General features: G+C 41.4%; 19 protein-coding genes. 1 reads left to right on the forward strand and 18 read right to left on the reverse strand.

From position 1 onward, the window contains the following. Positions 1-335: 335 nt before the first annotated feature. The 6 genes from MHH52_RS16400 to MHH52_RS16425 all read right to left on the reverse strand — a co-directional run bounded on the left by MHH52_RS16400 (position 336) and on the right by MHH52_RS16425 (position 10,808). Entirely contained in the window at positions 336-902 is a 567-nt protein-coding gene (locus tag MHH52_RS16400) for an alpha-galactosidase (protein WP_340003622.1), read from the reverse strand. 1,162 nt (positions 903-2,064) lie between these two features. Further along, entirely contained in the window at positions 2,065-4,092 is a 2,028-nt protein-coding gene (locus tag MHH52_RS16405; protein ID WP_340003623.1) for an S-layer homology domain-containing protein, read from the reverse strand. 1,415 nt (positions 4,093-5,507) lie between these two features. Continuing rightward, positions 5,508-7,595, reverse strand: a complete 2,088-nt coding sequence (locus MHH52_RS16410) for an alpha-galactosidase (protein WP_340003624.1) — start codon at positions 7,593-7,595, stop codon at positions 5,508-5,510. 78 nt (positions 7,596-7,673) lie between these two features. Beyond that, a complete protein-coding gene (locus MHH52_RS16415; protein WP_340003625.1) occupies positions 7,674-8,498 on the reverse strand; it encodes a carbohydrate ABC transporter permease in 825 nt (274 codons plus the stop codon). Between the two features lie 17 nt (positions 8,499-8,515). After that, entirely contained in the window at positions 8,516-9,430 is a 915-nt protein-coding gene (locus MHH52_RS16420) for a sugar ABC transporter permease (protein WP_340003626.1), read from the reverse strand. Between the two features lie 109 nt (positions 9,431-9,539). Next, complete coding sequence (locus tag MHH52_RS16425) at positions 9,540-10,808, reverse strand: sugar ABC transporter substrate-binding protein (protein WP_340003627.1); 1,269 nt, start codon at positions 10,806-10,808, stop codon at positions 9,540-9,542. Positions 10,809-11,122: 314 nt separating this feature from the next. Between MHH52_RS16425 and MHH52_RS16430 the strand changes: the two genes are divergently transcribed. Then, entirely contained in the window at positions 11,123-12,016 is an 894-nt protein-coding gene (locus tag MHH52_RS16430) for an AraC family transcriptional regulator (RefSeq protein ID WP_340003628.1), read from the forward strand. 152 nt (positions 12,017-12,168) lie between these two features. Here the strand turns inward: MHH52_RS16430 and MHH52_RS16435 are convergent, their stop codons facing one another. The 12 genes from MHH52_RS16435 to MHH52_RS16490 all read right to left on the reverse strand — a co-directional run bounded on the left by MHH52_RS16435 (position 12,169) and on the right by MHH52_RS16490 (position 23,968). Further along, positions 12,169-13,491, reverse strand: coding sequence for a HAMP domain-containing sensor histidine kinase (locus MHH52_RS16435; RefSeq protein ID WP_340003629.1), 1,323 nt, complete (start codon positions 13,489-13,491; stop codon positions 12,169-12,171). Beyond that, complete coding sequence (locus MHH52_RS16440) at positions 13,484-14,179, reverse strand: response regulator transcription factor (RefSeq protein ID WP_340003630.1); 696 nt, start codon at positions 14,177-14,179, stop codon at positions 13,484-13,486. Before MHH52_RS16440 ends, MHH52_RS16435 begins: the two co-directional genes overlap by 8 nt. Before the next feature lie 99 nt (positions 14,180-14,278). Beyond that, positions 14,279-14,896 carry a CDP-alcohol phosphatidyltransferase family protein gene (locus tag MHH52_RS16445; protein ID WP_340003631.1) on the reverse strand — a complete coding sequence of 206 codons (618 nt, stop codon included), beginning with the start codon at positions 14,894-14,896 and terminating at the stop codon, positions 14,279-14,281. A 10-nt stretch (positions 14,897-14,906) separates the two neighbouring features. Then, positions 14,907-15,488, reverse strand: a complete 582-nt coding sequence (locus MHH52_RS16450) for a VTT domain-containing protein (RefSeq protein WP_313638012.1) — start codon at positions 15,486-15,488, stop codon at positions 14,907-14,909. A 548-nt stretch (positions 15,489-16,036) separates the two neighbouring features. Beyond that, the gene (locus MHH52_RS16455) at positions 16,037-17,260 is read right to left on the reverse strand and encodes a chloride channel protein (protein ID WP_340003632.1); all 1,224 of its coding nucleotides are present in this window, start codon (positions 17,258-17,260) and stop codon (positions 16,037-16,039) included. Positions 17,261-17,534: 274 nt separating this feature from the next. Beyond that, on the reverse strand, positions 17,535-17,957 hold the full coding sequence (locus MHH52_RS16460) for a DUF1259 domain-containing protein (protein ID WP_340003633.1): 423 nt from the start codon (positions 17,955-17,957) through the stop codon (positions 17,535-17,537). Positions 17,958-18,011: 54 nt separating this feature from the next. Further along, complete coding sequence (locus MHH52_RS16465; RefSeq protein ID WP_340003634.1) at positions 18,012-18,431, reverse strand: DUF1259 domain-containing protein; 420 nt, start codon at positions 18,429-18,431, stop codon at positions 18,012-18,014. A 454-nt stretch (positions 18,432-18,885) separates the two neighbouring features. Next, the gene (locus MHH52_RS16470) at positions 18,886-19,176 is read right to left on the reverse strand and encodes a hypothetical protein (RefSeq protein ID WP_340009699.1); all 291 of its coding nucleotides are present in this window, start codon (positions 19,174-19,176) and stop codon (positions 18,886-18,888) included. A 276-nt stretch (positions 19,177-19,452) separates the two neighbouring features. Then, positions 19,453-20,265: a DNA alkylation repair protein gene (locus tag MHH52_RS16475; RefSeq protein WP_340003635.1), complete on the reverse strand. Its 813-nt coding sequence runs from the start codon at positions 20,263-20,265 to the stop codon at positions 19,453-19,455. Positions 20,266-20,376: 111 nt separating this feature from the next. After that, positions 20,377-21,057 carry a Crp/Fnr family transcriptional regulator gene (locus tag MHH52_RS16480; RefSeq protein WP_340003636.1) on the reverse strand — a complete coding sequence of 227 codons (681 nt, stop codon included), beginning with the start codon at positions 21,055-21,057 and terminating at the stop codon, positions 20,377-20,379. 78 nt (positions 21,058-21,135) lie between these two features. After that, positions 21,136-22,191, reverse strand: a complete 1,056-nt coding sequence (locus tag MHH52_RS16485) for an LLM class flavin-dependent oxidoreductase (protein WP_340003637.1) — start codon at positions 22,189-22,191, stop codon at positions 21,136-21,138. A gap of 658 nt (positions 22,192-22,849) precedes the next feature. After that, complete coding sequence (locus MHH52_RS16490; RefSeq protein ID WP_340003638.1) at positions 22,850-23,968, reverse strand: acyltransferase family protein; 1,119 nt, start codon at positions 23,966-23,968, stop codon at positions 22,850-22,852. Positions 23,969-23,990 lie beyond the last annotated feature (22 nt).

Genomic DNA, 23,990 nt, shown 5'->3' on the forward strand with positions numbered 1-23,990 from the left:
CGAAATGCAATTTCACTTATGCTATTCTAGCTTTTCCTCCGATTTCTGAATTCCCCCTCTTGATTGGCTCGTGCCGCGCCTTTTTACTCTACTAAAGGTCTTTCAAAAGAAAAACACCCGATTGAAAATCAGGTGCATTCTCGATTTAATCAACTGATTTCGTTAACAATCAACACTATCATTTCTATATATAAGGAATAAAGGTAAAAACCCGCTCACTGAGCGGATTCTTTACAGCCAATTCAAGTCCACCATTTGCGACTCGACGAGCAAAAATAAGCTATCCTATAGAAGATCTGCTTATTCTTGCTCTGCGGATTTGTCCGCTACAAAGCTTATATTTTTTCAAAACGAACCAATAAACTGTCAAAGTCGCCAACCAATTGAACGTCGATGCCCCTATTCATTAAAAAGGTGCCAGATTTCGTCCACTCCTTACCATCTATTTCATATCGATAGATAGAGGAAGGATCCAATCCTTTCAGGTTGACGCAATGATATTTTTTCCCATATCTCCCATGATCCAGAAAAACAAATAAAGCGCTACTATCCTCGTTCACGTATTGAACGGCTTGAATGTCGGCATTTTTCAACGATTTTAACCGATATACATGACCGAACTGCACAATCTCCCTAATTCCTTTATATTCATCGATATACTCTTTGATCTGCTTCAGCTTGTTTTCTTCAACTTCATTCAAATTCGTACCGATGCCAAGAGAGCCGCACATCGCGGAATACATGCTGAACTTTAAGGGAGTGGTACGATGGTTCATGCTATCATCGGTCAACCACGCACGCATATATTTGATCGGGTAAATTAAACTATAATGCTCCTGTATAAAAAGACGGTCCAAAGGATCTGTGTTATCGCTTGTCCAAAACTCGTCAAAGTAGGCCATCGCACCAAAATCAACTCTGCCGCCGCCTGCAGCAGCAATTTTCTACACTCAAACAGCATGTAGCCGAGAGAAACATTCCAGAGATCAAGAAGTTCATTGGAAGCTATGTAGAAAAAGTCATCATCTACAAAGAACATGTTGAAGTTATACTAAAGTTAAAAGTAATAGAAAGCAAAATCCACAACCTCATGCGGTTTGGATTTACATGGTGGAGGCGAGCCGTGGCTGTGCAAATCCACAATTGGCCGCCGCGTTTTGATGCATATGTTTAACAAGGTGACTCTCTTAGAACTATAGTAATAAAATTCAGTAATAGTCATTCGGATTTGTCGCGTACGAAACTTAAATGACATGACGCACGGCAGGAAAAACTCCTCTCAATGCAGATGTCAGCAAAATAGATGAAGCTTATCATTCGACTGCCGTTCATTTCATGTACCGAATTTGTAAGTTAGAACCTCGTTTGTTATAGATACTGAATCCGTAAAGTTGTTTCAACGAAGAGGCAGAAAGAGTTGGAGAAAATCGAAGTTCAGAATATATAATGTTTTTAATTATGTTATAGAGAGAGGATCACACGATTTAATTCATTCAAATGATCAGACTCTTTTATAAAAATGGATTGCCGATATATTGCAGCATCAGAGTTACGAAATCCTACAGCTATTCACCTTCACGAAGCCGGTTATGTTCCTCCTCAATTCTTTGCAGGTCCAGCGAGGCAGTAACGCTTTTTCGGGCGGGAAGATCGAATCGGGTCTTATAAGAATTCATTCATAGCTCCATAACCTAAGGGCAATCGCTGAGAATAGCGATTGCCCTTAGGTTATTTTGATTATCATAGATGATGATTATCATTCGACTGCTGCGTCAGAATCCACCAACTGCAAATCATGATCTTCCGGAGATCAAAAGTTCATCGGAAGCCCTTTTTAGCATTTTCACTATGAGAACTTGAGATCAATAAATTTCTCTCTACTTTATTTTCATTTATTATATCGAAAAACAAGGCCCAGCCCTACAGTCAAGTAACAATGTGAGAAAGAGGCCGCAATTGGCAGTCTACCGACGGAATTAGGCGAAAAAAAGGGGCCCGCCCCCTTCGTCCTCGGAAACAGAGAGGGACGGCATGGGACGGGCCCGAAAGGTGGAAAGTGCGATGTTATTTGGCCAAGTACACCGTCAGGCGCATGAAGAGCGCCGCGGCTTCAGCCCGTGAAACGCTGCCGTTCGGGTCCAAGACGCCACCGCCCTTGCCGTTCATGAGGCTGGCGCCCACGGCCCAGCGTAGGCCGTCGGAAGCTCCCGCGCTGTCGGAGAAGGCGGAAAGGTCGGTGGTGGCGGTGGTGTTCGCCCCCATCTGACCGGCGAAGCGGTAGAAAATATCGGCTATTTCCGACCGGGTGAGACTGCCCTTTGCGTCGGACAGCAGGTTGTTGGAAGCCATCCAGTCTGCCGCGCTGTCCGCTGCGGGACGCCCGGCCAAGGTATACAGAGATTCGGCGAGGTCTTCTCGGGTCATAGAAGCGGAGGGAGAAAATCCATTCCCAGAAGAAACTGCCATGAGCCCTCTTTCTGCGGTTCCATTCACAGCCGTGGCATACCACGCGTTATCAACAACGTCGTTGTATGGGCTCTTCAGGACATTAAGCGAGCCGTCGGTGTTGCGGCTGAACTTGGAGAAGAAAGACCAAATGCGCTCGGCGGTAACGGGATAGATACTGTGGCCCATGTCCGAGACGGAGGAGAGAATGGTGTAGACGTTACCGTCTTCGCTCTTCAACTCGTTAAGCGTCCAGACTCCCTTTCCTGATGCGAGAGAAGAAGGACGTTGCAAATACGTGTAACTCCGGTCAAAATCCATCCCCCAATAATGGTTGATATCTGCCTCGTACTTGCCGTTATAGGAGAAGCCGTTGGCTGTCCCCAAATGAGATATCGTGGTGATTGCTTTATCGGTGTTGTACGGGAACATATCGAATATTTCCTTTTCGCCGGCGACATAGAAGGTCGGAATCGTCTTCGCTGGAGGAGCGTCGAACGACCATATCATTTCGGTAGGCGCGATGGCGGCGAAACGTTCGGGATGGTTAAAGCCCAGGCTCCAGGTTTTAATTCCACCCATGGAATAACCGGTGGAATAGACTCTCGAAGCATCAATAGGATAAGCGGCTTCAATCCAGTCCAAGAATTCCAGAATGTCCTCATCCGCCTGGTTGCCGTTGATGGCGATAGACATAAAGCCCTGCTCACTACCGATGATGGGCCATTTGGAGAGCTGCATGAAGACGTCTGGATGCAAGTTATGTCCATGGAAGCCGAAGAGCAGCGGATAAGATTTCGTCTTGCTGCTTAAATCAACATTTGCGGGGACGTATTGATAATATTCGAAAGTTTTGTTAGCTTTGGTCGTGAAGGTATGAATACTCACATCAATATTATAGTCCTTGTAGACATCGTACTTGTCTAAATAGGTAACCCCGTCCATCATAATGATGCGGTTCTTGCGCTTGAGTTCTTCCCAAGCCTTCAAATTATCATTCTTGTCGAAGCGACTGGCATAATGGAAACCCGCGCCAAAGCCGTCTACCATGCTGCTCCACTCGGTAATCGGGTAGTTGGCGTCTTTGGTGTCAAGGTGCTTCTTGGCAAAGTCCATTGCCGAGCCTTCAGCGTAGACGTAGAAGCGAGCGCGGCTGGAATAGAAGAAGCCATCCTCCCGAACGCCCTTTTTGTAGGCTCCTGCCTGTTCCTTCTCATAGGAGTATTCGTCGTTGATGTTGGAGGCCAGGGCCTGGAGGACGGGATAATCGGCTTCCGTCCAAGTATTACCCTTGGAAGGACTCACGAAGACGACGTGCCCGCTCTCATCGTCCATCATCCGGTCAAAGCCATAATCGGTGAGAGCTTGGGACGCAGACGCTACGGTATAGGGCTTATCGCCCAGAACGAATACGATGGGCGTGTTGTTTCCATGGAACTTGAAGTTGGCTGGCGTGTAGCGATACACGGTTGCAGACTGCTGGTTGGCCGGCTTCCCCTTCACGGAGACAGGGTAAGCGACAGACTGTTCCACGACTTGGGCAGCGGGCTCCGCCGCCAAGGCGTTCGCTCCCACCGGAAGCAGCATTGCCGCCAAAAGAAAAGAGAGTAGTAATCCGCCTATCGGCCATCGTTTATTATTCTTCATACAAAATTCCCCCTCTGGGTTTATGTTAATCTCTAACGCTGAAGACCTTTTTTTTCATATACAAATCAACTTTCCTTAAATCGGGCATTGAAAATTTCATATCCTACTTAATTCCTCCGGGCTTGTCGTGACCATTTCTGCGATAGCACCCTCTAGAAAAAACCCTCGCTTTTCGAGCAGGGCAACGCGTAACATTAGGTATTCCTTGAATCTCATTGCCATAGAACACAGACAACTGCCTTGGATAGATGGCCCCCAACACCTTAGTCAGCTCACTCATACGCGTCTTGCCGACTACAATTACGTCGTTCAAACCAGTCAGCGGTAAACCTACCTACTTCTCTTATTTCGATCGGTAACTCTTATAGACCCCGCCTCCCGATCCATGTTTTGGAACTATTGTATGTATTTAAGAATCTAGCAACATGGTTATGTAACTGATTGTATAAACTATATAATTATCCGAATTATAAAGCTAGTGCAATTTTACACTTTGTAAACATATTTATTTCCGCAACAAAGAAAGGTACAAATTTATTTTTATTTGATTTTAAAAACAAAAGAAGGTTTGCATGTGATTCTTTATCTACACTTAAGATCTTGAAAAAAATTCAGTGCTTGGAGTTGAAAGATTTGTTAGGATACATTATCAAAAACTACTAGCTGTTGAGGATGTAATAGAAAAAGCAGCCATCATAGAGGATACTCTGCGACAGCTTCTTTCTCAGTTCGAAATTCATGTAGCTAACCGTGGCTATACAAATCCACAATCCTTCGGAGTGTTCTGCTACAAGTGCTTGGTGAGGTAGCTTTAGACTACCTGTTTCGAATATATAACGATAGCCAGCATTCAACTCAAGGAGCTAGAACCGTAGGCCCGAATCTGGACCAATGCAGCAAGATATTTTAGAGAAGATAAGGAGAGGCTTAAAAACCTCCACTTGAGGGGAGAGTCGCGGATAAATGACAGGAAAACAGGTGAACTGTCGTTCCTATGGGGCTTTATTCGCTATGCAGTGGCGGACTATTAAAAGTGAAGTGAATGATATAGAACATTTAATTTATGAAGCTGCAGCGATCTGATGATCCATTTCATCAATCCCTCCTCGCTAACACTTTTCAACTTCTCATTATAATCGTTGTGAGGCCCACGTAACACTCTTTAGGAATACTAAAGGTCTTTCAAAAGAAAAACACCCGATTGAAAATCAGGTGCATTCTCGATTTAATCAACTGATTTCGTTAACAATCAACACTATCATTTCTATATATTAGGAATAAAGGTAAAAACCCGCTCACTGAGCGGATTCTTTACAGCCAATTCAAGTCCACCCTTTGCGACTCGACGAGCAAAAATAAGCTATCCTATAGAGTATCTGCTTATTCTTGCTCTGCGGATTTGTCCGCTACAAAACTTATATTTTTTCAAAACGAACCAATAGACTGTCAAAGTCGCCAACCAATTGAACGTCGATGCCCCTATTCATTAAAAAGGCGCCAGATTTCGTCCACTCCGTTCCATCTATTTCATACCGATAGATAGAGGAAGGATCCAATCCTTTCAGGTTGACACAATGATATTTTTTCCCATATCTCCCATGATCCAGAAAAACAAATAAAGCGCTACTATCCTCGTTCACGTATTGAACGGCTTGAATGTCGGCGTTTTTCAACGATTTTAACCGATATACATGACCGAACTGCACAATCTCCCTAATTCCTTTATATTCTTCGATATACTCTTTGATCTGCTTCAGCTTGTTTTCTTCAACTTCATTCAAATTCGTACCGATGCCAAGAGAGCCGCACATCGCAGAATACATGCTGAACTTTAAGGGAGTGGTACGATGGTTCATGCTATCATCGGTCAACCACGCACGCATATATTTGATCGGGTAAATTAAACTATAATGCTCCTGTATAAAAAGACGGTCCAAAGGATCTGTGTTATCGCTTGTCCAAAACTCGTCAAAGTAAGCCATCGCACCAAAATCAACTCTGCCGCCGCCTGCAGCACAAGCCTCGAATTCAACGGTAGGGTGCAATTTTCTTAAGGTTTGAATAATCGTATAAATACCTTGTGTATTTTTATGCCAGATCGATTTATATTCCCCGGTATCTTGAGAAGAAGATGCGATTTCCGCAGCATATCGATTCATATCCCATTTGACGTAGGCAATATTGTTCTCGGACAATAAAGCGTCAAAGCAATTGATCAAGTAATCGATTACCTCGTTGTTCGTCAAATCCAGTATATATTGGTTTCTTCCCATAAGAACTTCTCGGGTAGCATACCGGTAAATCCAATCCGGATGGTTTCGATATAAATTGCTATTCGGATTAACCATCTCCGGTTCAATCCAAATCCCAAATTGCATGCCCAATTCATTCACTCGTTTAATGAGGGGTTCCAGTCCGTAAGGAAATTTTTCACGATCGACGTACCAATCGCCTAATCCCGCTTCATCGTTTGCTCTCCCCTCAAACCAACCGTCGTCAATGACAAAAAGCTCGACACCTATCTTTGCCGCTTTTTCGGCCAATTTGATTTGATCCTCATACCGTACATCAAAGAAGGTGGCGTACCATGAATTGTAAAGGATCGGCAGCGCTTTATCCGCTAATGGCTTGGGCATTACATGTTTTCTTGCGAAGGTGGAAAGAGTATTCGACATATTGGTGAATCCGTTTGAAGAATATCCTGAAAAGACAGATGGGGCCTTGAATATATCTCCCGGCTTCAATACCCATTCAAAATCCGTATCGCTAATTCCAGTGAGTATATTGACATACTCAGTAGAAACGGCTTCTACTACTGTCTTAAAGTTGCCAGAATATTGCAAAGCACCGTAATATACATCGCCCTGATCTTCATTCGCATTCTGATGAACAACAAAAAACGGATTCACATTATGGCCTGTCAGTCCATAGAGACTTTCATACACTTTTTTTCCACAGTCTATCGATTCACTGTATTGCTGGAATTCGCTGCTCCAATGTCCGTTAAAATTGATGGTCTGAAATCCGGTTCCGGCTACCCCATATTCAGCGGAATAAAACCGTTCCAGAATGATATTGTCCTGTCCGATATTTTCAGCTTGCCGCCATTTTTCAATGATGTTCTCTTCTTCATACACATGATAATGCAAGGTAACCCGCAAAGCATAATATATATCTTCCAAAACGATGGCAAGATGGTTATCTTCCACCCGATATTCCTTAATCTTATACCGAAAATCACGGACTCCGTCGGCAAAGGTGACTTTCATCGAGGTTTCTTTAAATCGCATGCCTCCAAAGGAGGAGCATTCTTCCATCCTTTCTTGAAACCTTAAAGACTCGTGATACTTCTGCAGTTCCATACCTGCGAAATCTTCGATGCGTTCTATTCGCTTGCCCCAATACACGTTACAAAGCAATTGATCCTGATCGGCGTATAATACATAAGATGTGTGCTTCGTGTTAAGCAGGAAATACTTGTCTTGATAAACCGTTATCGACATCTGGAACTCCTCCACCAAAACATATTTTCTCTTTTTTTCCGACTTCTTTCTTCATTGCACGGAATGACGGATTCGTGATTATCCTTTGATCCCTGACGTGACGATGCCCTCTATAAATTGCTTTTGGAGGAACAAGAATAAAACGATCATGGGAACAATGGCAATCAGCGAACCGGCCATTAATTCCGGATAATTGATGGAATATTGTCCGATCAACGTGGCCAGACCTGCGGATAATGTCAATTTGTCAACGGACATGTTGACAATTAGCGGCCACATCAGATCCTTCCAGGCAAAGAGTGCCGTAAAAATGCCGACCGAAACCAACCCGGACTTGGTCAGCGGAAGCATAATCTTCGAAAAGATTTGCCAAATGGAGCATCCGTCCAATATAGCCGCTTCTTCCAAGTCATTGGGAATGCCTAAAAAGAACTGCCTAAGTAAAAAGGTACCGAATGTACTTACGATGCCGGGAATAACCAAAGCGGTGACGGTATTCAGTAAGCCCAATTTACTGACAATTAAATACTGAGAAAGGATAAAGACCTGACCGGGTACCATCATTGGAATCAGCACCATCATAAAGAAGAAATTCCTTAATGGAAACTTGAGCCTGGCAAAAGCATATCCCGCCAATGCAGCTAGGAAGACCGAAAATATGCATCTGAAAATGACCATTAGAGTGGTATTCAAGAATAGGTTTACAAACGGCAAGGTTTCATTGATTTTCTTATAATTAAAAAAGCCCCAGGACTCCGGCATCCATTTAAGAGGCACTGCTAACGATTCTGCTTGTGTTTTGAAAGATGTCAAAACTGACCATAAAAAGGGGAAAACCATAATGATTGATCCCACTAATAAAATGAGATAGACGATCGTCAGCCCTTGTTTTCTATTTGTCATACGCCAACAATACCTCCCTAATCATTATAATGAACCCATTTCTTTTGCAACTTCATTTGAACGAATGTCAGGGCTAAGATAATCAGCAACAAGAAAATAACGATGGTAGACCCATAACCTTTGTTATAGTTTTGAAACGTATAGCGAAAGAACAAATAGACGATGGATTCTGTAGATTTGAATGACGGGCTTTCTGGAGTCAACATCATATAAATGTGGTCAAAGACCTGAAGCGAACCCATAACCGTCGTCACGGATACAAAAAATAACGTCGGGGATACCATCGGTAACGTAATATTAAAAAATTTCCTTACAGGTCCCGCCCCATCGATATCGGCAGATTCATATAGAGAGCGTGGGATATCCTGCAAGCCTGCGATTAAAATAATCATGTTATAGCCGACCATGCTCCAGATCCCCACAATGGCAATGGATATCAAAGCCAGCTTGGGATTTCCTAGCCAATCCTGACCCGGTATTCCGAAAAAGCCCAAAATCTGATTGAGCAGGCCGTATTGATTGTTATAAATCCACTTCCATACTAAAGCGACAGCGGCCGGAGCCGAAACAACCGGCAAAAAGTAAAGAGTTCGGACAATCCCTTTGCCCTTAATGTTTGTATTTAACAATACAGCAGTTATAAGCGAGATAAATATGCCTAGCGGAACTGTCAGCAAGGCATATAAAAAGGTATTACCTAGCGCCCCAAATACTTCCGTATCCTGAATCAACCGTTCATAGTTGTCCAAGCCTACAAATACGGGTGACTGAAAGCCCTTCACTTCGTTAAAGCTATAATACAGCGATTGCACCATCGGCCAGAGATACAATACGATAATCGCCAATATTGTCGGGGCAATAAAAAGATAACCATAGAACCAAGTAGTGAACTTACGATTTTTCAGAAAATGTTGTTGGTTAACCATTTTCATTAATTGTATCCCTCCTGCCATATCCCAAACTGATCACGCCATAAGAAGATATCATTGATCGATATTGGTACCTATTAGGTTCGCTAATAGGTACCAAATTGATCATCGACTATTTATTTAGGGCGTTGATCTCTTTCGCTATTTGTTTTAAACCGTCATCAACAGGCCGTTTCATGGAGAAGACTTCAGGCATATATTTGTGAACAACCGCCGATCCCTCATTGCTTGTATTAAGTCCAGGACTGCGATGTCCATATTCGATAACTTTTACGAATGGGGACGCATCAATGGTTTTAAAGCCGGCAACCCAAGGATCTGCTATATTTTCATATGCCGGGATGGAAATACCCAATTTCGCTCCAATCTCCTGCGCCTCTTTAGACCCCAGGTACTCCACAAATTTCAATGAGGCATCCTTATTCTTTGTTTTTGCTGAAACCGAGAACGCCATACCGCTGGCAATCGCAGCACGCTCTTTACCTTTCGGCAGCTCCGCCACATCGAAATTCAGATCTTTCACGGCAAGATATTCAGTCAACATCCAGGAACCGTCAAACACCATCCCGACTTTTCCAGATGAAAAATATTTATTGGGTGACAAGTTGGCAAAATCTGCGATAGTCGGCGAGTAACCTTTCTCAATAAAGGATACCCCATATTTCACAGCATCGATTGCTTCCTGCGAATCAAAGGTGCTGGTTTTGCCGTCCTTTGAAAACATGTCGCCGCCGTTTTGCCAAATTAGATTCCAATAAAAGTTTTGACCATCATTTTGTGCGGCAATACCGTAGATGCCCTTTGATTTATCCGTTATTTTCTGCGCCGCGTTCATCATGTCGTCCCATGTCCAATTGTCATTCGGGTAAGGTACCTTTGCTTGATCAAACAAATCTTTGTTATAGACTAAAGCCAAGGTTCCAACGTCTTTCGGCACTCCGTAATATTTACCGTCTACTTCAAAGTCATCTACTACATATTGCGGGAATTTGTCCTTGTTGGCTGTTTGGCTATTCGTTAGCATATCCGTCAAATCCATGAGCATGCCGCCCTGTGCATAATTCTCCACTTGGTCGGGATGCATGACTACGATATCCGGCATATCGCCGCCAGTAGCGGCTGCTTGAAGTTTCGTCCAATATTCGTTCCACGGAATGGTTTCTACCGTAATCTTGTAAGTTGGATTTTTGGCCATAAAATCGTCGGCCATGGCTTTAAGTCCGGGTTCCTGGTTTTTATCCCAGAAAAACATTTTTAATTCAACGTTTTGTTTGTCGCCTTTAGCAGCGTCTTCTTTCTTGCTTTCGGTACCCGAGTTGCATCCTACAAGTGCAAAAACCATCAAAGCACTTAGCAAAATACCCGTTATTTTTTTATACATGTTCAATTGCCTCCCCTTCATTTTCGTTTATGGATATATTGCTTACATCGACAAGTATAAAAGCGCTTTCAAATTAGTGCAATGTAATATATAATTATAAGATGAATTATATTATGATATTTTAAAAATTATTATATCTTTCTCAAATCTCTTAAGGAAGAAGACAATCCTTCACAACAAGGTATTTTAGAGCGTTTGTCGAATAATTCCAGATGAGTAAAATCCATTCAAGTCGATACCCTTTTCTTCATCATGAATTATATTATGATTTTTTCTTACTTACGAAATCGACAAATGAGTTAGGGGAAGTTTACATGGATCATATAAAAAAACAAGACGGCTACTTTTCAGAAAAATTGATCATCCTTCCAGATAATATTATTTCTGAATGCGCAATGCATCCGCTCATCCGACCTCTTTTTATTTCAGACATTGGATTTTTCCCGCGTTTGATATCTCACTATCATAAGCGCCCCACAGGCAGCGAAGCTCATATCGTGATCTACTGTATCACAGGAGAAGGGTGGGTTAGCCTTAATGGTCAAAAGAAGCAAATCATGCATAAAGGATCAATCATAGTTATTCCCGCTCATATGCCCCACGAATATGCCTCTTCAAAAACCAATCCATGGACTATTTATTGGTTTCATATGAAGGGGGAGAATGCCTCTGCATTTTTTGAAGGCATCGATCAATATGCTACACCTACCCATATAACCGTCGAGAAATCCACCACATTTATTGAGCTCTTTAATGAATGCTACGATCTTCTGGAGAAAGGATATTCGTTAAACCGAATTATTTACGTCTCTCAATTGGCCTGTCATCTCGCAGCTTTAATTCGATTCTCGCAGCAACAGCCACACATAAAATTGAATCATAAGAAGAAACACGATATTGAACACTCGCTCCAGTTCATGACAGAGCACTTGGAGACGAATATCTCCTTGCAAGAGTTAGCTGATCGTGCTGATCTCTCTGTCCCTCATTTTTCTTTACTATTCAGAAAAACGACTGGCTACTCGCCAATCGATTACTATTTGCGACTCAAAATACAGCTAGCCTGCCAACATCTTGACTTAACCGAGCAAAGCGTCAAAGAAATTAGCATTCGACTTGGGTTCAATGATCCTTACTATTTTTCGCGAACTTTCAAAAAAATAATGGGGAAGTCTCCTACCGATTATCGTAATACACGAAAGGGGTAACTTCAGCAATGTGTGGCGTCCTACAAATTTCAATAAGCACGTTCTATTATGAAGCGAAAGCGTTTCAGATTTGTCTTTTTAAAAAAGTCGCTTTGACAGGCTTTTCAGCCTATCAAAACGACTTGATATTTCTGTGAGCGTGTCGATTTTCTTTAATAAACGATAGGAAATTTAAGCTTCAACGAAAAATGTTTATCACCCTCATGTATGATCAATTTTCCTTGTTGCTGTTCCATTAATTTCCTTATATTTCCCAACCCTATTTTTGTACTTGCATTTTTTTCATTTTGCTCATAAATATGATTATCAAACTGAATCATGTAGTAGTGTTCATCGGCTTCGATGGATATTCGTATATTCTCTGTTTTATCGGCATACTTCATCAAGTTAGAAAATATATTATCGAAAATCCGTAATAAGGAACTTATATATACCTTAATCTTAAAGTCCGTCTCAGATACTGAAATCGTAAAGGTAAACCCTTGCTCTTCCAAAAGGAATGTTTTTTCAGAAATTAACTGCATAAACAGTTCGAGTGAATTAAATTCCTTCAACTCCATTTCCGGTTCATCCATATCACTTTTAAATGCCAAAAAGTATTCAAATAACCGGTCTGTCATTTGCTTCATCTGCTCACAGGTGGCCAGACATTTTTCTACATACCGATCATGTTCCTCTTGCGTTGACCAATGTTTTTCCTTCAGGATTTCTAAATAACCCGTCTGTGTTGTCAGTGGTGTACGAAGATCATGAGACAGAGCGGTGATCAACTCCTTGTTGGCAAGCCGCGCCTTTTCCTCTGTTTCTATTTGATTGATAAACGATACCCGCATATCATTCAGACTGCTTGCCAAGGACGTCAGTTCATCATTTCCTTGGACTGTGATGGCATACTTTAGATTCCCGCCCTCTAGTATTTTGATTTCTTTCTCTAGTAGGGTAATATAATTCAGCTTATTTCGTATCAACAGCGTAAGTATGACAATAAACAGCAGAACAGACATAACAACCTCTGCATAATATAAATTCACATATGTCCGGTAATCAAAAAAACCCATCAAATATGCAGTCGCTTCTGTATCGGAAAAAGTAATCGTGTACTTTTTAAACCACGGCATATCTCCATCAAAGCCATATCTTTCATACTCCGGCGTGTTGTACTGAGAAGAATTAAATACAATTCTATTATCAACGGATATTCCTACAAAAACGACCTTTTGTTCCTTAACCCATTTGAGAATTTTATCGGTATCTGTAACTGATAGCTTATTTTCTGTAATAAAATTTTGCAGCTCGGAGGCTGTTTGGTTGTTCTTTTTATCCATGTATTCTGATGTTTCAAAATAATGATCAAGAACAGAGGTAGTGGCAAATTGTAGGATAACAAAGAATATAGCTGAAATAGCCAATGAAAGCGTTGCGGCCAAGATAAGTTCCAAATGCAGTTTTCCTATCCAGGTTCTTTTTTTATCCAATATGATACCCCTTTCCCCATACGGTAACAATACGCTTAGGGTTCTGCGGGTCGTCTTCCAGCTTGAGGCGCAGCTTTCGGATATGCACCATCACCGTTCCGTTCGAAGTGTAGAAATAAGGCTCGTTCCATACGGATTCGTATAACATTTGTGTCGAGAAAATCTTTCTAGGGTAACTTACCATCAGCCTTAGGATCTGATACTCGATTTCGGTCAGATTTATTTCCTCCCCGTTAAGGAAAACCTCGTTAAAGTCCTTATTGATTTGCATGTCAGCAATTCTTAAATAATGATCGCGTTCGACAGTATCTTTTCCCTTATACTCATGGTACCTTCGCAGCAATGCCTTTACCCTTGCTGTCAGTTCAGAATGAGAAAAGGGTTTCGCAAGATAATCATCCCCACCCATCAGAAGGCCCATCGATTTATCAGAGTCCTGTGTTTTGGCGGTCAGAAAAAGAATAGGAACATTATAGTCTTCTCTGATCTTTTCACAGGTTTTTAATCCTGATATCCCCGGCATCATAATGTCCAAAATAACGAGGTCAATCGATTGATTCAGCAGTTCCAAAGCTTCTGTTCCATTCACTGCCTCGATGACATGGTATCCTCCACTTCTTAATAAAACTCTGAGTATTTCACGGATTTCCGGGTGATCGTCAACGATTAAAATATTTTTTTGATCCATGATAATTACCTTTCTCTCTTGCAGATAATTTTTTCCTTATCGAGCTATTATCAATGTAACTATATCTATGATACCTGACTGTGATCTTCAAGCAAATCTTTAATACCCTCCAACTCCTATCATAAGGAGAACAAGTTCAATAGATCCGGCAATTCCGATGATCATGTTCCCCTTCCTGTTCGGTTTTTTAACTTTTATCGGAAGCAAGAAACATATGGCCATACAAGCTAATCCGAAAGAATATACGAAGGATTGATTCATCATCGAACTTATTACATAAGTTACAGGGATGATGATTGCTGCTGTCGTTACTGGAAGTCCTTGATAGGTTGATCTTGCAGCCGTAGTATCTCTCTGTCTTTCTTCTTCATTCACATTGAAGTAGGCAAGGCGGATCAAGGCGCACAATACATAAATACATGCGATATAAAAGTAGCCCTTGCTTACCTGGTTAAGGCAATATCCAATGACCGCGGGCAATACACCAAAACTAAGGAAGTCGCTTAACGAATCAATCTGGATTCCAAAGCGCTTTTCCGAGCTCGTCCTGGTTCTGGTGCTGGCAATTTTCCCATCAAACATATCACAAACTCCCGAAAGGATAAGGCAGATCACCGCGCCTTTTACATCTCCATTCATTGCATTCATGATCCCTGCGAAAGAAATCAGCATTCCTAAATAAGTAAGCACTACTGTGTAGTTATAATAACCAATCATATGTTCCTCCTCAATTCAATGCGAAAACGCCGAAAAATATGCTGTACAGTAATATACACCATGGCTTCGCGGTAATGATAATCCATGTAAATTTTTTTGCACTCATCTTAGTCAAACCTGAAAAAAAGCAGAAAAAGTCATCCGGTGCAAACGGTAATAAGATCATGAGCCAAAGCGTCAGCGAATAACTTTTTTTATTGCTGATCCAGCATGCGTACTTCTCATATTTTTCTTCTTTAATGATACTCTTTACAAGTTTAACGCCGTATTTTCTGGTAAGCCAAAAAGCGGCAATAGACCCTGCACTAATTCCAATAAAATTACAAATGAATCCCACGACAGGTCCAAACACTACCGCTCCCACAGCGCATCCTAACCAGCCCGGAAGGACTGGAACTACTACTTGAAGTGCTTGGAAGAGTGTCAGCGTAATGGGTCCCCACCAACCAAGCTGCCCGATATATATTTGAGATGCTGACATAGAGCTAAAAGCCCCGTCAAAGTATCCTTTTAAAATAAACAGAGCGGGAACTAAAAGTAAAACAACGGTCGCAATCAGGAATCCTTTTTTTATTTTGTTACTTGCATCCAAGTTACCACTTCCTCCTTTTGTTACTGTAGATTACTGAAATCAATACTACAGGAAGAAGCTTAATAGATTGACTATATAATTCTTAAAGTTTCTTAAACTTGAAGCATACATCACATTCAATAGTCTGATGTCTAGGTATGGAGGCTAGGGTAGTGTTCATATCTCCATCCTACTTGCTTACGAATGCTTATCCTCCGCCGACGGATATTAGAAGTTCCCTCAGAAACGAAGCCCTCTTCCCGATAGTGTTGAATTATAGATCTGGAGTATGTGTAATATAACTGCTTTTGGCGAACGCACAAAAAAGGCTCCATGCAACATGCATAAGAGCCTTGCTATCGTATTTCATACCAGGTTTACCAATGATGATGACAACAGTTACGGTTCTCTACTTTTTTTGAGCAATACTGTCACATCTCATCTAGACATTGCGAACCACCAAGCACTCCACACGTATCGAGTACTGACAGTAAAATAAACAAAGATGTGGCTGAATTCAGCTAATACTAACTTACAAATTTAAGTTTTCCCCAGAGAGTAACCTTAAGTTATCCCCGTTTCAGCTTTAATAAATACACTGGCAAATATGCTGCAATTAACATAGGTATAAACAGCTTCACTTGGAAGATCATGATTAAAAGCAACAAAACTGCCAGCGGCTTCCGGAGTACTGCACTGGTTAGAGATGTAGTGACTATGGCAATGGATGTTACCGGATCTATCGAGAATAACGACGCAATTCCATAGCCTATGCTTACCCCTGCAAAAATAATAGGAAAGATATGTCCTCCACGCCAACCAGAGGCTAAACAAAATTCAGTTAAAAATAGCTTTAAAATACCTATTGCCAATAATAAATAAACTGACATATCGGTCCACTTAGCAGCTAATTCGGTTAACTCATGCTCCCCCGAAAATAAAGTAATAGGGAGAATCGTACCGACTAATCCTAGTACTATCCCGCCAATAACAGCTCTAATGACTTTATAATTTTCAAGTGGTTTAAGTACTTTTTGGGCACTATGACTAAATAATTCATATAATTTTGCAAGCAATACTCCTAAAAGGATCAGCGGAATTATAGCTAATATTTCATATCCGCCTAATGTTGGTGTACCAAAGTCCGCTATGGAAAATTGTCTGTTATCTATTTTGGATAATAGAATAAATACAGAAAAACCTGCGGCAGTAGTTAATGAATATACAATTGTCTTTATTAGCTTAATATACCTTGATTCTTTATTATCTTCAAACAATGTACTAACTCCAAATAGCGGCGCCCTAAAAACCATACCCATTGTTGTCTCAATACTATATTCGATGATGATATCTCCATGTTCATTTAATACAGATTTTTTCTTTACTAATGATTTCAAAACATCTCCTGCCCACGTAGAAAGGCCTCCTACAATCCCGACCAAAGCCGCCTCGGGACCAAGACTGGCTCCAAAAGAAAGTACACAAATTGCAATTATGGCGCCCTTAAACACTGATCTGTAATCAATTCTTTTTGTTTGCTTGAATTCTGCTACTACCTCATCTGTTAATCGCGGATAATTACCAAGGTACTTTTGAGATAAACCTATCAAAATACCGCCAACTACACTCACGATTAGTGTCCAATATCCAATATCAATTACATTCGGCAAATCAACCCATAAAAAGCGAGTCGTTACAGAAAGAATAGCGAGAAAGCTCCATACGAAAAGCCCAACAATCCCTCCTGTAACGATGCTATATAGAATAAAAGTACCTGCTCCTAAAAACTTCATTCTCTTATTGCCCCACTTTCCTAATAAGCACAGATCCTGATGCATAAATAATTTCTGACGTTGCCACAGGTAGGGCTCGTTAAAGTTTAATTATTTCTTAACAATACTGATGTTATACGTCTCAGCAGAGCGATAGTTTCCACATGTGTCGAGTGTCCAGTGAGAAAACCAGTAAGCGCCGATCCCCCGAAATGCCTACAGAAAGATTTCGAATTATATATTAACACTAAAACCCACTTTTAGGGAGATAAGAATTGCAGATTATTCCTCATCATTAACCTAAGAAGGCAATCGAACGTTTTACTTTTCTTGCAAATGCAACGGGATTATCGATCGACTCCCAGTGAATATACATAAGCCGTGGATTCTCAAACAGCCAGTGATTATGGACTGCTGTTACTTTGATCCCGTTCCTGCGAAGGTTTGACAGCAATCGATTGACTTGATTCTGAAAAAGGGCTGTTTCCCCTAAACACAGTGCGCGGCCTGAACTGTCCAGTGATTCAAACGAGAACAATTGATAACGGACCAATGGAGATGTGGTAACTCTTCCTAAAATTGAGGCGTTTATTTTCCTGTTTCTGGTGACAAAACAAACCGGCCCCTTTGTAATTTCATGCTCGGTTCCACCTAAAATGGTTGAAAATTGGTTACATAGTCTTCTAAAACGGGGACTTGCTTTCACTTGTTCGACCATTCGAAATCATCCTTTCAGAATAAGTTAAGAATACAATTTCATCGTTCCACTGCATTAACCCAAGAACGCAATGGAGTCTTTGGTTTTTCTAGCAAACGCAATAGGATTGTCAATGGCTTCCCAGTGCATATACATTAAACGAGGGTTTTCATTTAGCCAGTGATTATGAAGCGAAGTCACTTTAATCCCACGTTTACGGAGATTCGACATCAATCGATTCACTTGATTTTGATGTACGGCAGTCTCGCCCAAACAAAGCGCGCGGCCCGACTTATCAAGAGATTCAAACGAAAACATTTGCATTTGCACCAAAGGCGAGCGCGTTCTTCTTCCCAGGATCGTCTCCCTTAAGTTCGTCATGCGCATGACAAAACAAACCGGACCTGCATCAACTTCCGATTCACCACCTAGAATTTTTCCGAATTGCATACAAAGTCTTTTGAATTGCGGGCTAACCTTCACTTTTTCTGCCATATAAATCCTCCTTTACTCATTTTCGAAATATCTTATGACCAAAGAAGAAAAGTGTATGGACGAAACACTGAGTATAAACGAATAAAATAGGTTGTAGCGTTGATCATTCTCGCACTTACCCCGAAAATCCAAAACTCTTGTCAAAAGAAAAAGCCGAGCGAAAAACAGGATATATACCTGAATCTCGTCAGCTTAGGGGGGACATGTATCATGTCTATCGAATGGTACGCAACTTGAGAAATTGAAACGAGATAACTCTTTGGATTGTTGATTATCAAGACTTTATCACAAGATACATAGGTGTCAGCATCTAACTCAATTCGGATTCATGCGAAACTAAATAACCAGTCACCGATGGATTTCCGGTGACTGGCTACTTAAACTTGTAAGGTGTTTAAATCCGTATCACAAACGGACTCGGTCCCGTTAAGGGGATTTTTTTCTGCAAATTGTTTTATGAAATACGGGTGTATTCCCTATTTGCTGTTTCCAACATAGATTTCCAATCAGCAAACTCCGTCTCCCTAACAACATGACGATCAAAAAGTTCGTCAGGTATGTTATCGACATCTTCTTCTGTCTTTACTTGAAAGTTCCCTTTGATTAAAAACTCGTTGAAACTCTTGCAACTGGAATACTTACTCATGAAATCTTCATTAAACAACTTCTCTAAAGATATTTGATTGGGATCTTCTTGATTCGTTTTCTGACCTTGTAACTCATTCATCAATTCTTCCATTGTCATTGGTTTTTGTCTTCTCAAATTACCGCTCCTAATTTTCTATTATGGTTTTAGACTATCATGTTAATCCAAAAATCACGTGTATCCTATAATCTTAACATAATTTCCACTTTTTCACCTTTCACTTTTCACATAAAAACAATTTATTCTCGTTTATCGCATTGACTCATCAATCCAAATACCGCCATTCTGCACTAAAAAGGGCTCCTGCTGAATACAGGAGCCACTTGCCCATAGTGTTTGGCGTTTCTTCTTCCATCCTAAAGTGATGCCTTAATTTCAACGTTGATCAGTAATACTCCTTATAGCTCGGGTTACAATCCGCTTCGTTTCCTTGGTATCTGAAATTATCAACCAGTTGTCACAGATTTGCCGTACCCATGCTGGATTGCTTTTACTAGCATCATTTAACCAATTGCTTACAGAATCCTGAACGTATTTTGCCTGGTCAGACATAAGCGGTTCTAATAGCGGAAGTGCAATCGCTGGATTTTCTTTGAGCGCTATAATATGCTTCGCCCATACCCCATGTGGTCGTGTCAATTCGATCGCAAATCTCCTAATATTCGTATCTTGATCATGAACCCAGTCCTCTAACAATGCAATGGATTCGCTCAACTCTGCAATCACCGATTCCCTTAAAGCCATCCAAGAAATCTCACGCACCCCAAAATGATCATCAGCTGCAAAAGGACGTATTGCTGTTAGTTTTTGATCTAGACTCCATTGTGGATTCTGACCAACCATATAAGCAGCCCAGCACCGAACACTATCGGAACGATGCTGTGCTAAAGCTGTGAATACCCGGGATTGTTCCACCTCTGATTTGCAGTCCAATACTTGTTGCCACTCCCGCGCGATAGCCGGTATGAGCTTCATTATTTTCTTTTCCGATGAATCGCGCAGCCTATGTAAAATAGGTTTGGATTCCTGCCCAAAACCTAGCTCGTCCAGCACATTTTCCAACAGCACAAGATGATCCACAGCAAGCCATTCCGTTAGATTTACAGTCTGTAATTCTCCTTTATGCAGTAGTTCTACAACCTCAGCGGGAATATCGCTAACTTTTCGAGTTCCCTTCCTATGCTCCATAGAAATCGTCCCTTCACCTATGATTTTAAAGGCTTGGATAACCTTCTTGTTATATCTAGGATCGGGTATTTCTAAAAATAAAGATGTAATCTCATTTACAACTCATAATCTTTATAACTTTCTTTCCAAGACCTTATCACGATGGATAAGTATAGTTCTGAACCCTGTCTGAATCACTTCAGCTTTCACCAATTCTTGCAATGCCACAGTAACCGCTTCTCTGCTCGCACCAATCAAATTAGCGATTTCTTGATGCGAAAGAGGAACATTGATTTTGTAATAATTGTCCTCGTTTTTAACCCCAAGCTGATCAGATAGCTTTAAAAGAACGCACAATATTTTATCATGCAGATTTCCGATGGCTAGATTTTGTGTTAACTGACTCATACTTTTTATGCGATCACTCAATACTTGAAGTAGTGACTTCAAAAATCTAGGTCGGTGAGAGATGAATTCTTCAAATCTTGTAGGATCAATTGTGCAGATATGACATTCCTCGATTGTTTCAATGTAATGTTCCCTAGTTCCAAAAGAAATCACATCCATTTCACCAAAAACATTGCCTTCACTGAGGATATCCGACGTAAATTGCTTACCGTCTGCGTTCAATTGGTATAAGCGAACCTTCCCCTTTTTCACAAAAAACAATCCTTCAGAAAAGGTTTCTGGTGTTTGTATATATGTATTTTTCGGGACTACTGTTATTCGAGTTAACTCTTCCATTTCAATTAGATCATCAAGTTCTAACACTTGAAGCAAATTGAATTGAGATAAATAATGAATATTCTCCATTGCCCCTCCTGTGTAAAACGTTATTCATTCCAGTATACCTCACAAAAAAGCCACGTCCTAAGGACGCAGCTTATTAATTTAACGATTACTTGCTTCCCAGCGCGATACTTCTTCACGAACACGAGGGGCTACTTCCGTTCCCAGCAGTCTAATCGCCTTCATAACATCCTCATGAGGCATTGTACCGTGGGGCACATGTAAAAAGAATCGCGTAATCCCCACATGCTTGCGCAGATGAATGATTTTGTTAGCTACTGTTTCTGGATCACCTACGTATAAAGCGCCATCAAAGCTGCACGCTGCATCATAATCGGAACGATGGTATGGTGGCGTCCCTTTTTCCTTCGCCCGCACATTGGTCCGAGCATGCGTTGAAGGGAAAAACTTCTCCAGTGCTAACTCATTAGTCTCAGCAATGAACCCGTGAGAGTGTGATGCAATGGGCAAGTTTGAAATATCATATCCGGCTTCAGCCGCTGCTTTTTTGTAGAGCTGCACATGTGTCGCATAATCAAGCGGTAGAACATTCCCAATTATCGCTAAAACAAAAGGCAAACCTAGTGATCCTGTGCGGATCGCAGACTCTGGACTTCCTGCACTTCCAATCCAAATCGGTAAAGGATCTTGAACCGGTCGTGGGTAAATACCCAGATTGTCTATAGCCGCTCGATGTTTGCCGCTCCAGGTTACTTTTTCTGACTTTTGGATGGCTAATAACAATTCCAGCTTTTCATTGAACAGTTCTTCATAATCTTTCAGATCATAGCCGAATAATGGAAAAGACTCTGTAAACGAACCACGGCCGATCATAATCTCCGCACGTCCATTCGAAATTCCGTCCAGCGTTGCAAAATCCTGAAATACCCGTACCGGATCAGCTGAAGACAGGATCATTACGGCACTGGTCAACCGAATCTTGGAAGTCAACGATGCAGCCGCAGCTAACACAACCGCCGGTGATGAAGCCGCATAATCATGACGATGATGCTCACCCACTCCGTATACATCTAGTCCCACTTGTTCAGCAAGTACAATTTCCTCCACTACTTCACGTAGCCGTTCTGCATGACTTATTGTCTCACCCGTTTGGACATCGGGCGTTGTCTCGACAAAGGTACTTATTCCAAGTTCCACTTTTCATTTCCTCCTAATGTCTGCGCGTTGCATTATTCTCTGGTTGTAAATGGTTAATTATTCATGATCACTTTTAAGCAAGAAGTCAATTATAATAGGATTCCCCGATAATTCCAACTATTTCAGATCCCCTCGATAATAAATCGGTATGAGGAGCCCTTAATTTAATGATTTAGGCCATTTCTGCTAGATTATCGAACTCTGATGCAGCTATTTACTCCAAACTCAAATAGCTGCATTACGGTCCGTAACGGCAGGGCTACGTGCTATCTGGCTGCAACACAACAATTAAACTGGGATTACGCCGCTAATGTGCGAGAGATTAGCTAATGCATTGCAATCACGAAGTTGGTTTAATTGTATTTTGTGCAACTACATTAACTTTGAAGGTAGTTTATTGGGATTTAGTTGCACTCTATACACTTAAAAATGAACATTTACCTCCATATGGCGGAATTCTCGAAAAATAGTTGTACAGGTATGCAATTAAACTGGGACTAAGCCGCAAACGAAAAAGCGCAATTGTACTTTTTACAACTATTTAGCTTTTTTAACGAGAATTGAGGGGTAACTAGTGCGATGTAATGGTGATTTACCAAGAGAATATTAAAAGACCACTAATCACCTGAAAAACGGAATGTTAGTGGTCAATTTTTAGCTAGTTTATGTTCCCAATACTCGAGCTTATGGACTTATCCAGCGGTTTCGGGGGTTTTCTCTGATTGATCCCAATCCCAATTCGACCGAATACATAGGCTCCGCCTGGAATACGATTCGCTAAGTTCATTATGATCGCCGAACCCACTACACATCCCACAAATTGTTGTAGAACACTGAATAGTCCAAGGTTTTGCAATCCGAACGAAGAAGGAAGTTTGACGAATAGAGCCAACAGCAACGGATGAAGCAAGTATATGCCGAAGGAGTATCTACTGCTCCACTCCAGCACACGCGGCACTTTTTTCAATGAAGAAGCAACTGTGAAGAGTAATAGAATCATACTCATAGCGAATAGTAACATATCAATTCTCTTGGAGCTATGCGCTGTAATCCAGCCTTGCCCATTCACGAACAGCACAAGCGCCCCAGTTACAACCGGAAGAATGTAGACGGCTAAATGGAACTGTTTTAATTTTTCCCGGAACCAACTCTCATTTCGCCCCAAGTAATAAGCCACAGTAAAGTAGAAAATCCACCCCGGAGAGAAAACCCAATACAATTTATCCCAGATATAATGAGCGGCTACCGTATCCACGGGCTTGGTGACGTTGAAGAAACCCAAGTACACTACGTTTATTACGAACGATGCAATCAGCATAGTGCGGGGAGTGAATTTTTTTGCATGCTTTTGAAACAAGATGAACAAGCCATAAAACTGAAAGATAATGAGGATAAAGTAGCCGTGAAAATCTCCGAGTAACAAATGACGCCAGAGGTAATACCAAAAAGCCTGAAGAAGTGGAATACCTTCGCTGCTCGACATGTCCAGTCCTTTTAATCCTGCGTACAAAGCCCCGAAAAAAAAGTAGGGAAGTAAAATGTACTTAATCCGCTTCTCCCAAAATCTCGCAGGAATTCCATCTGGGTAAGCAAACGACAATACGAATTGGGAGATAAATACGAATACCGGCGTGCCAAATGTCAGCAGTAGACCAACCGACTCTACCCAAGGCGTATTTCCGTCGTCATAGACTCGATATAAAGCATGCAGCAACGCTATACTTAAGCAGGCTATGCTACGCAGAACAAACATTTCCGAATTCAATTTTCGTTCCATGGGGATGACCCCTTTCGATATT

This window comes from Paenibacillus sp. FSL K6-0276, assembly GCF_037977235.1.
GTDB lineage: Bacteria > Bacillota > Bacilli > Paenibacillales > Paenibacillaceae > Paenibacillus_AQ.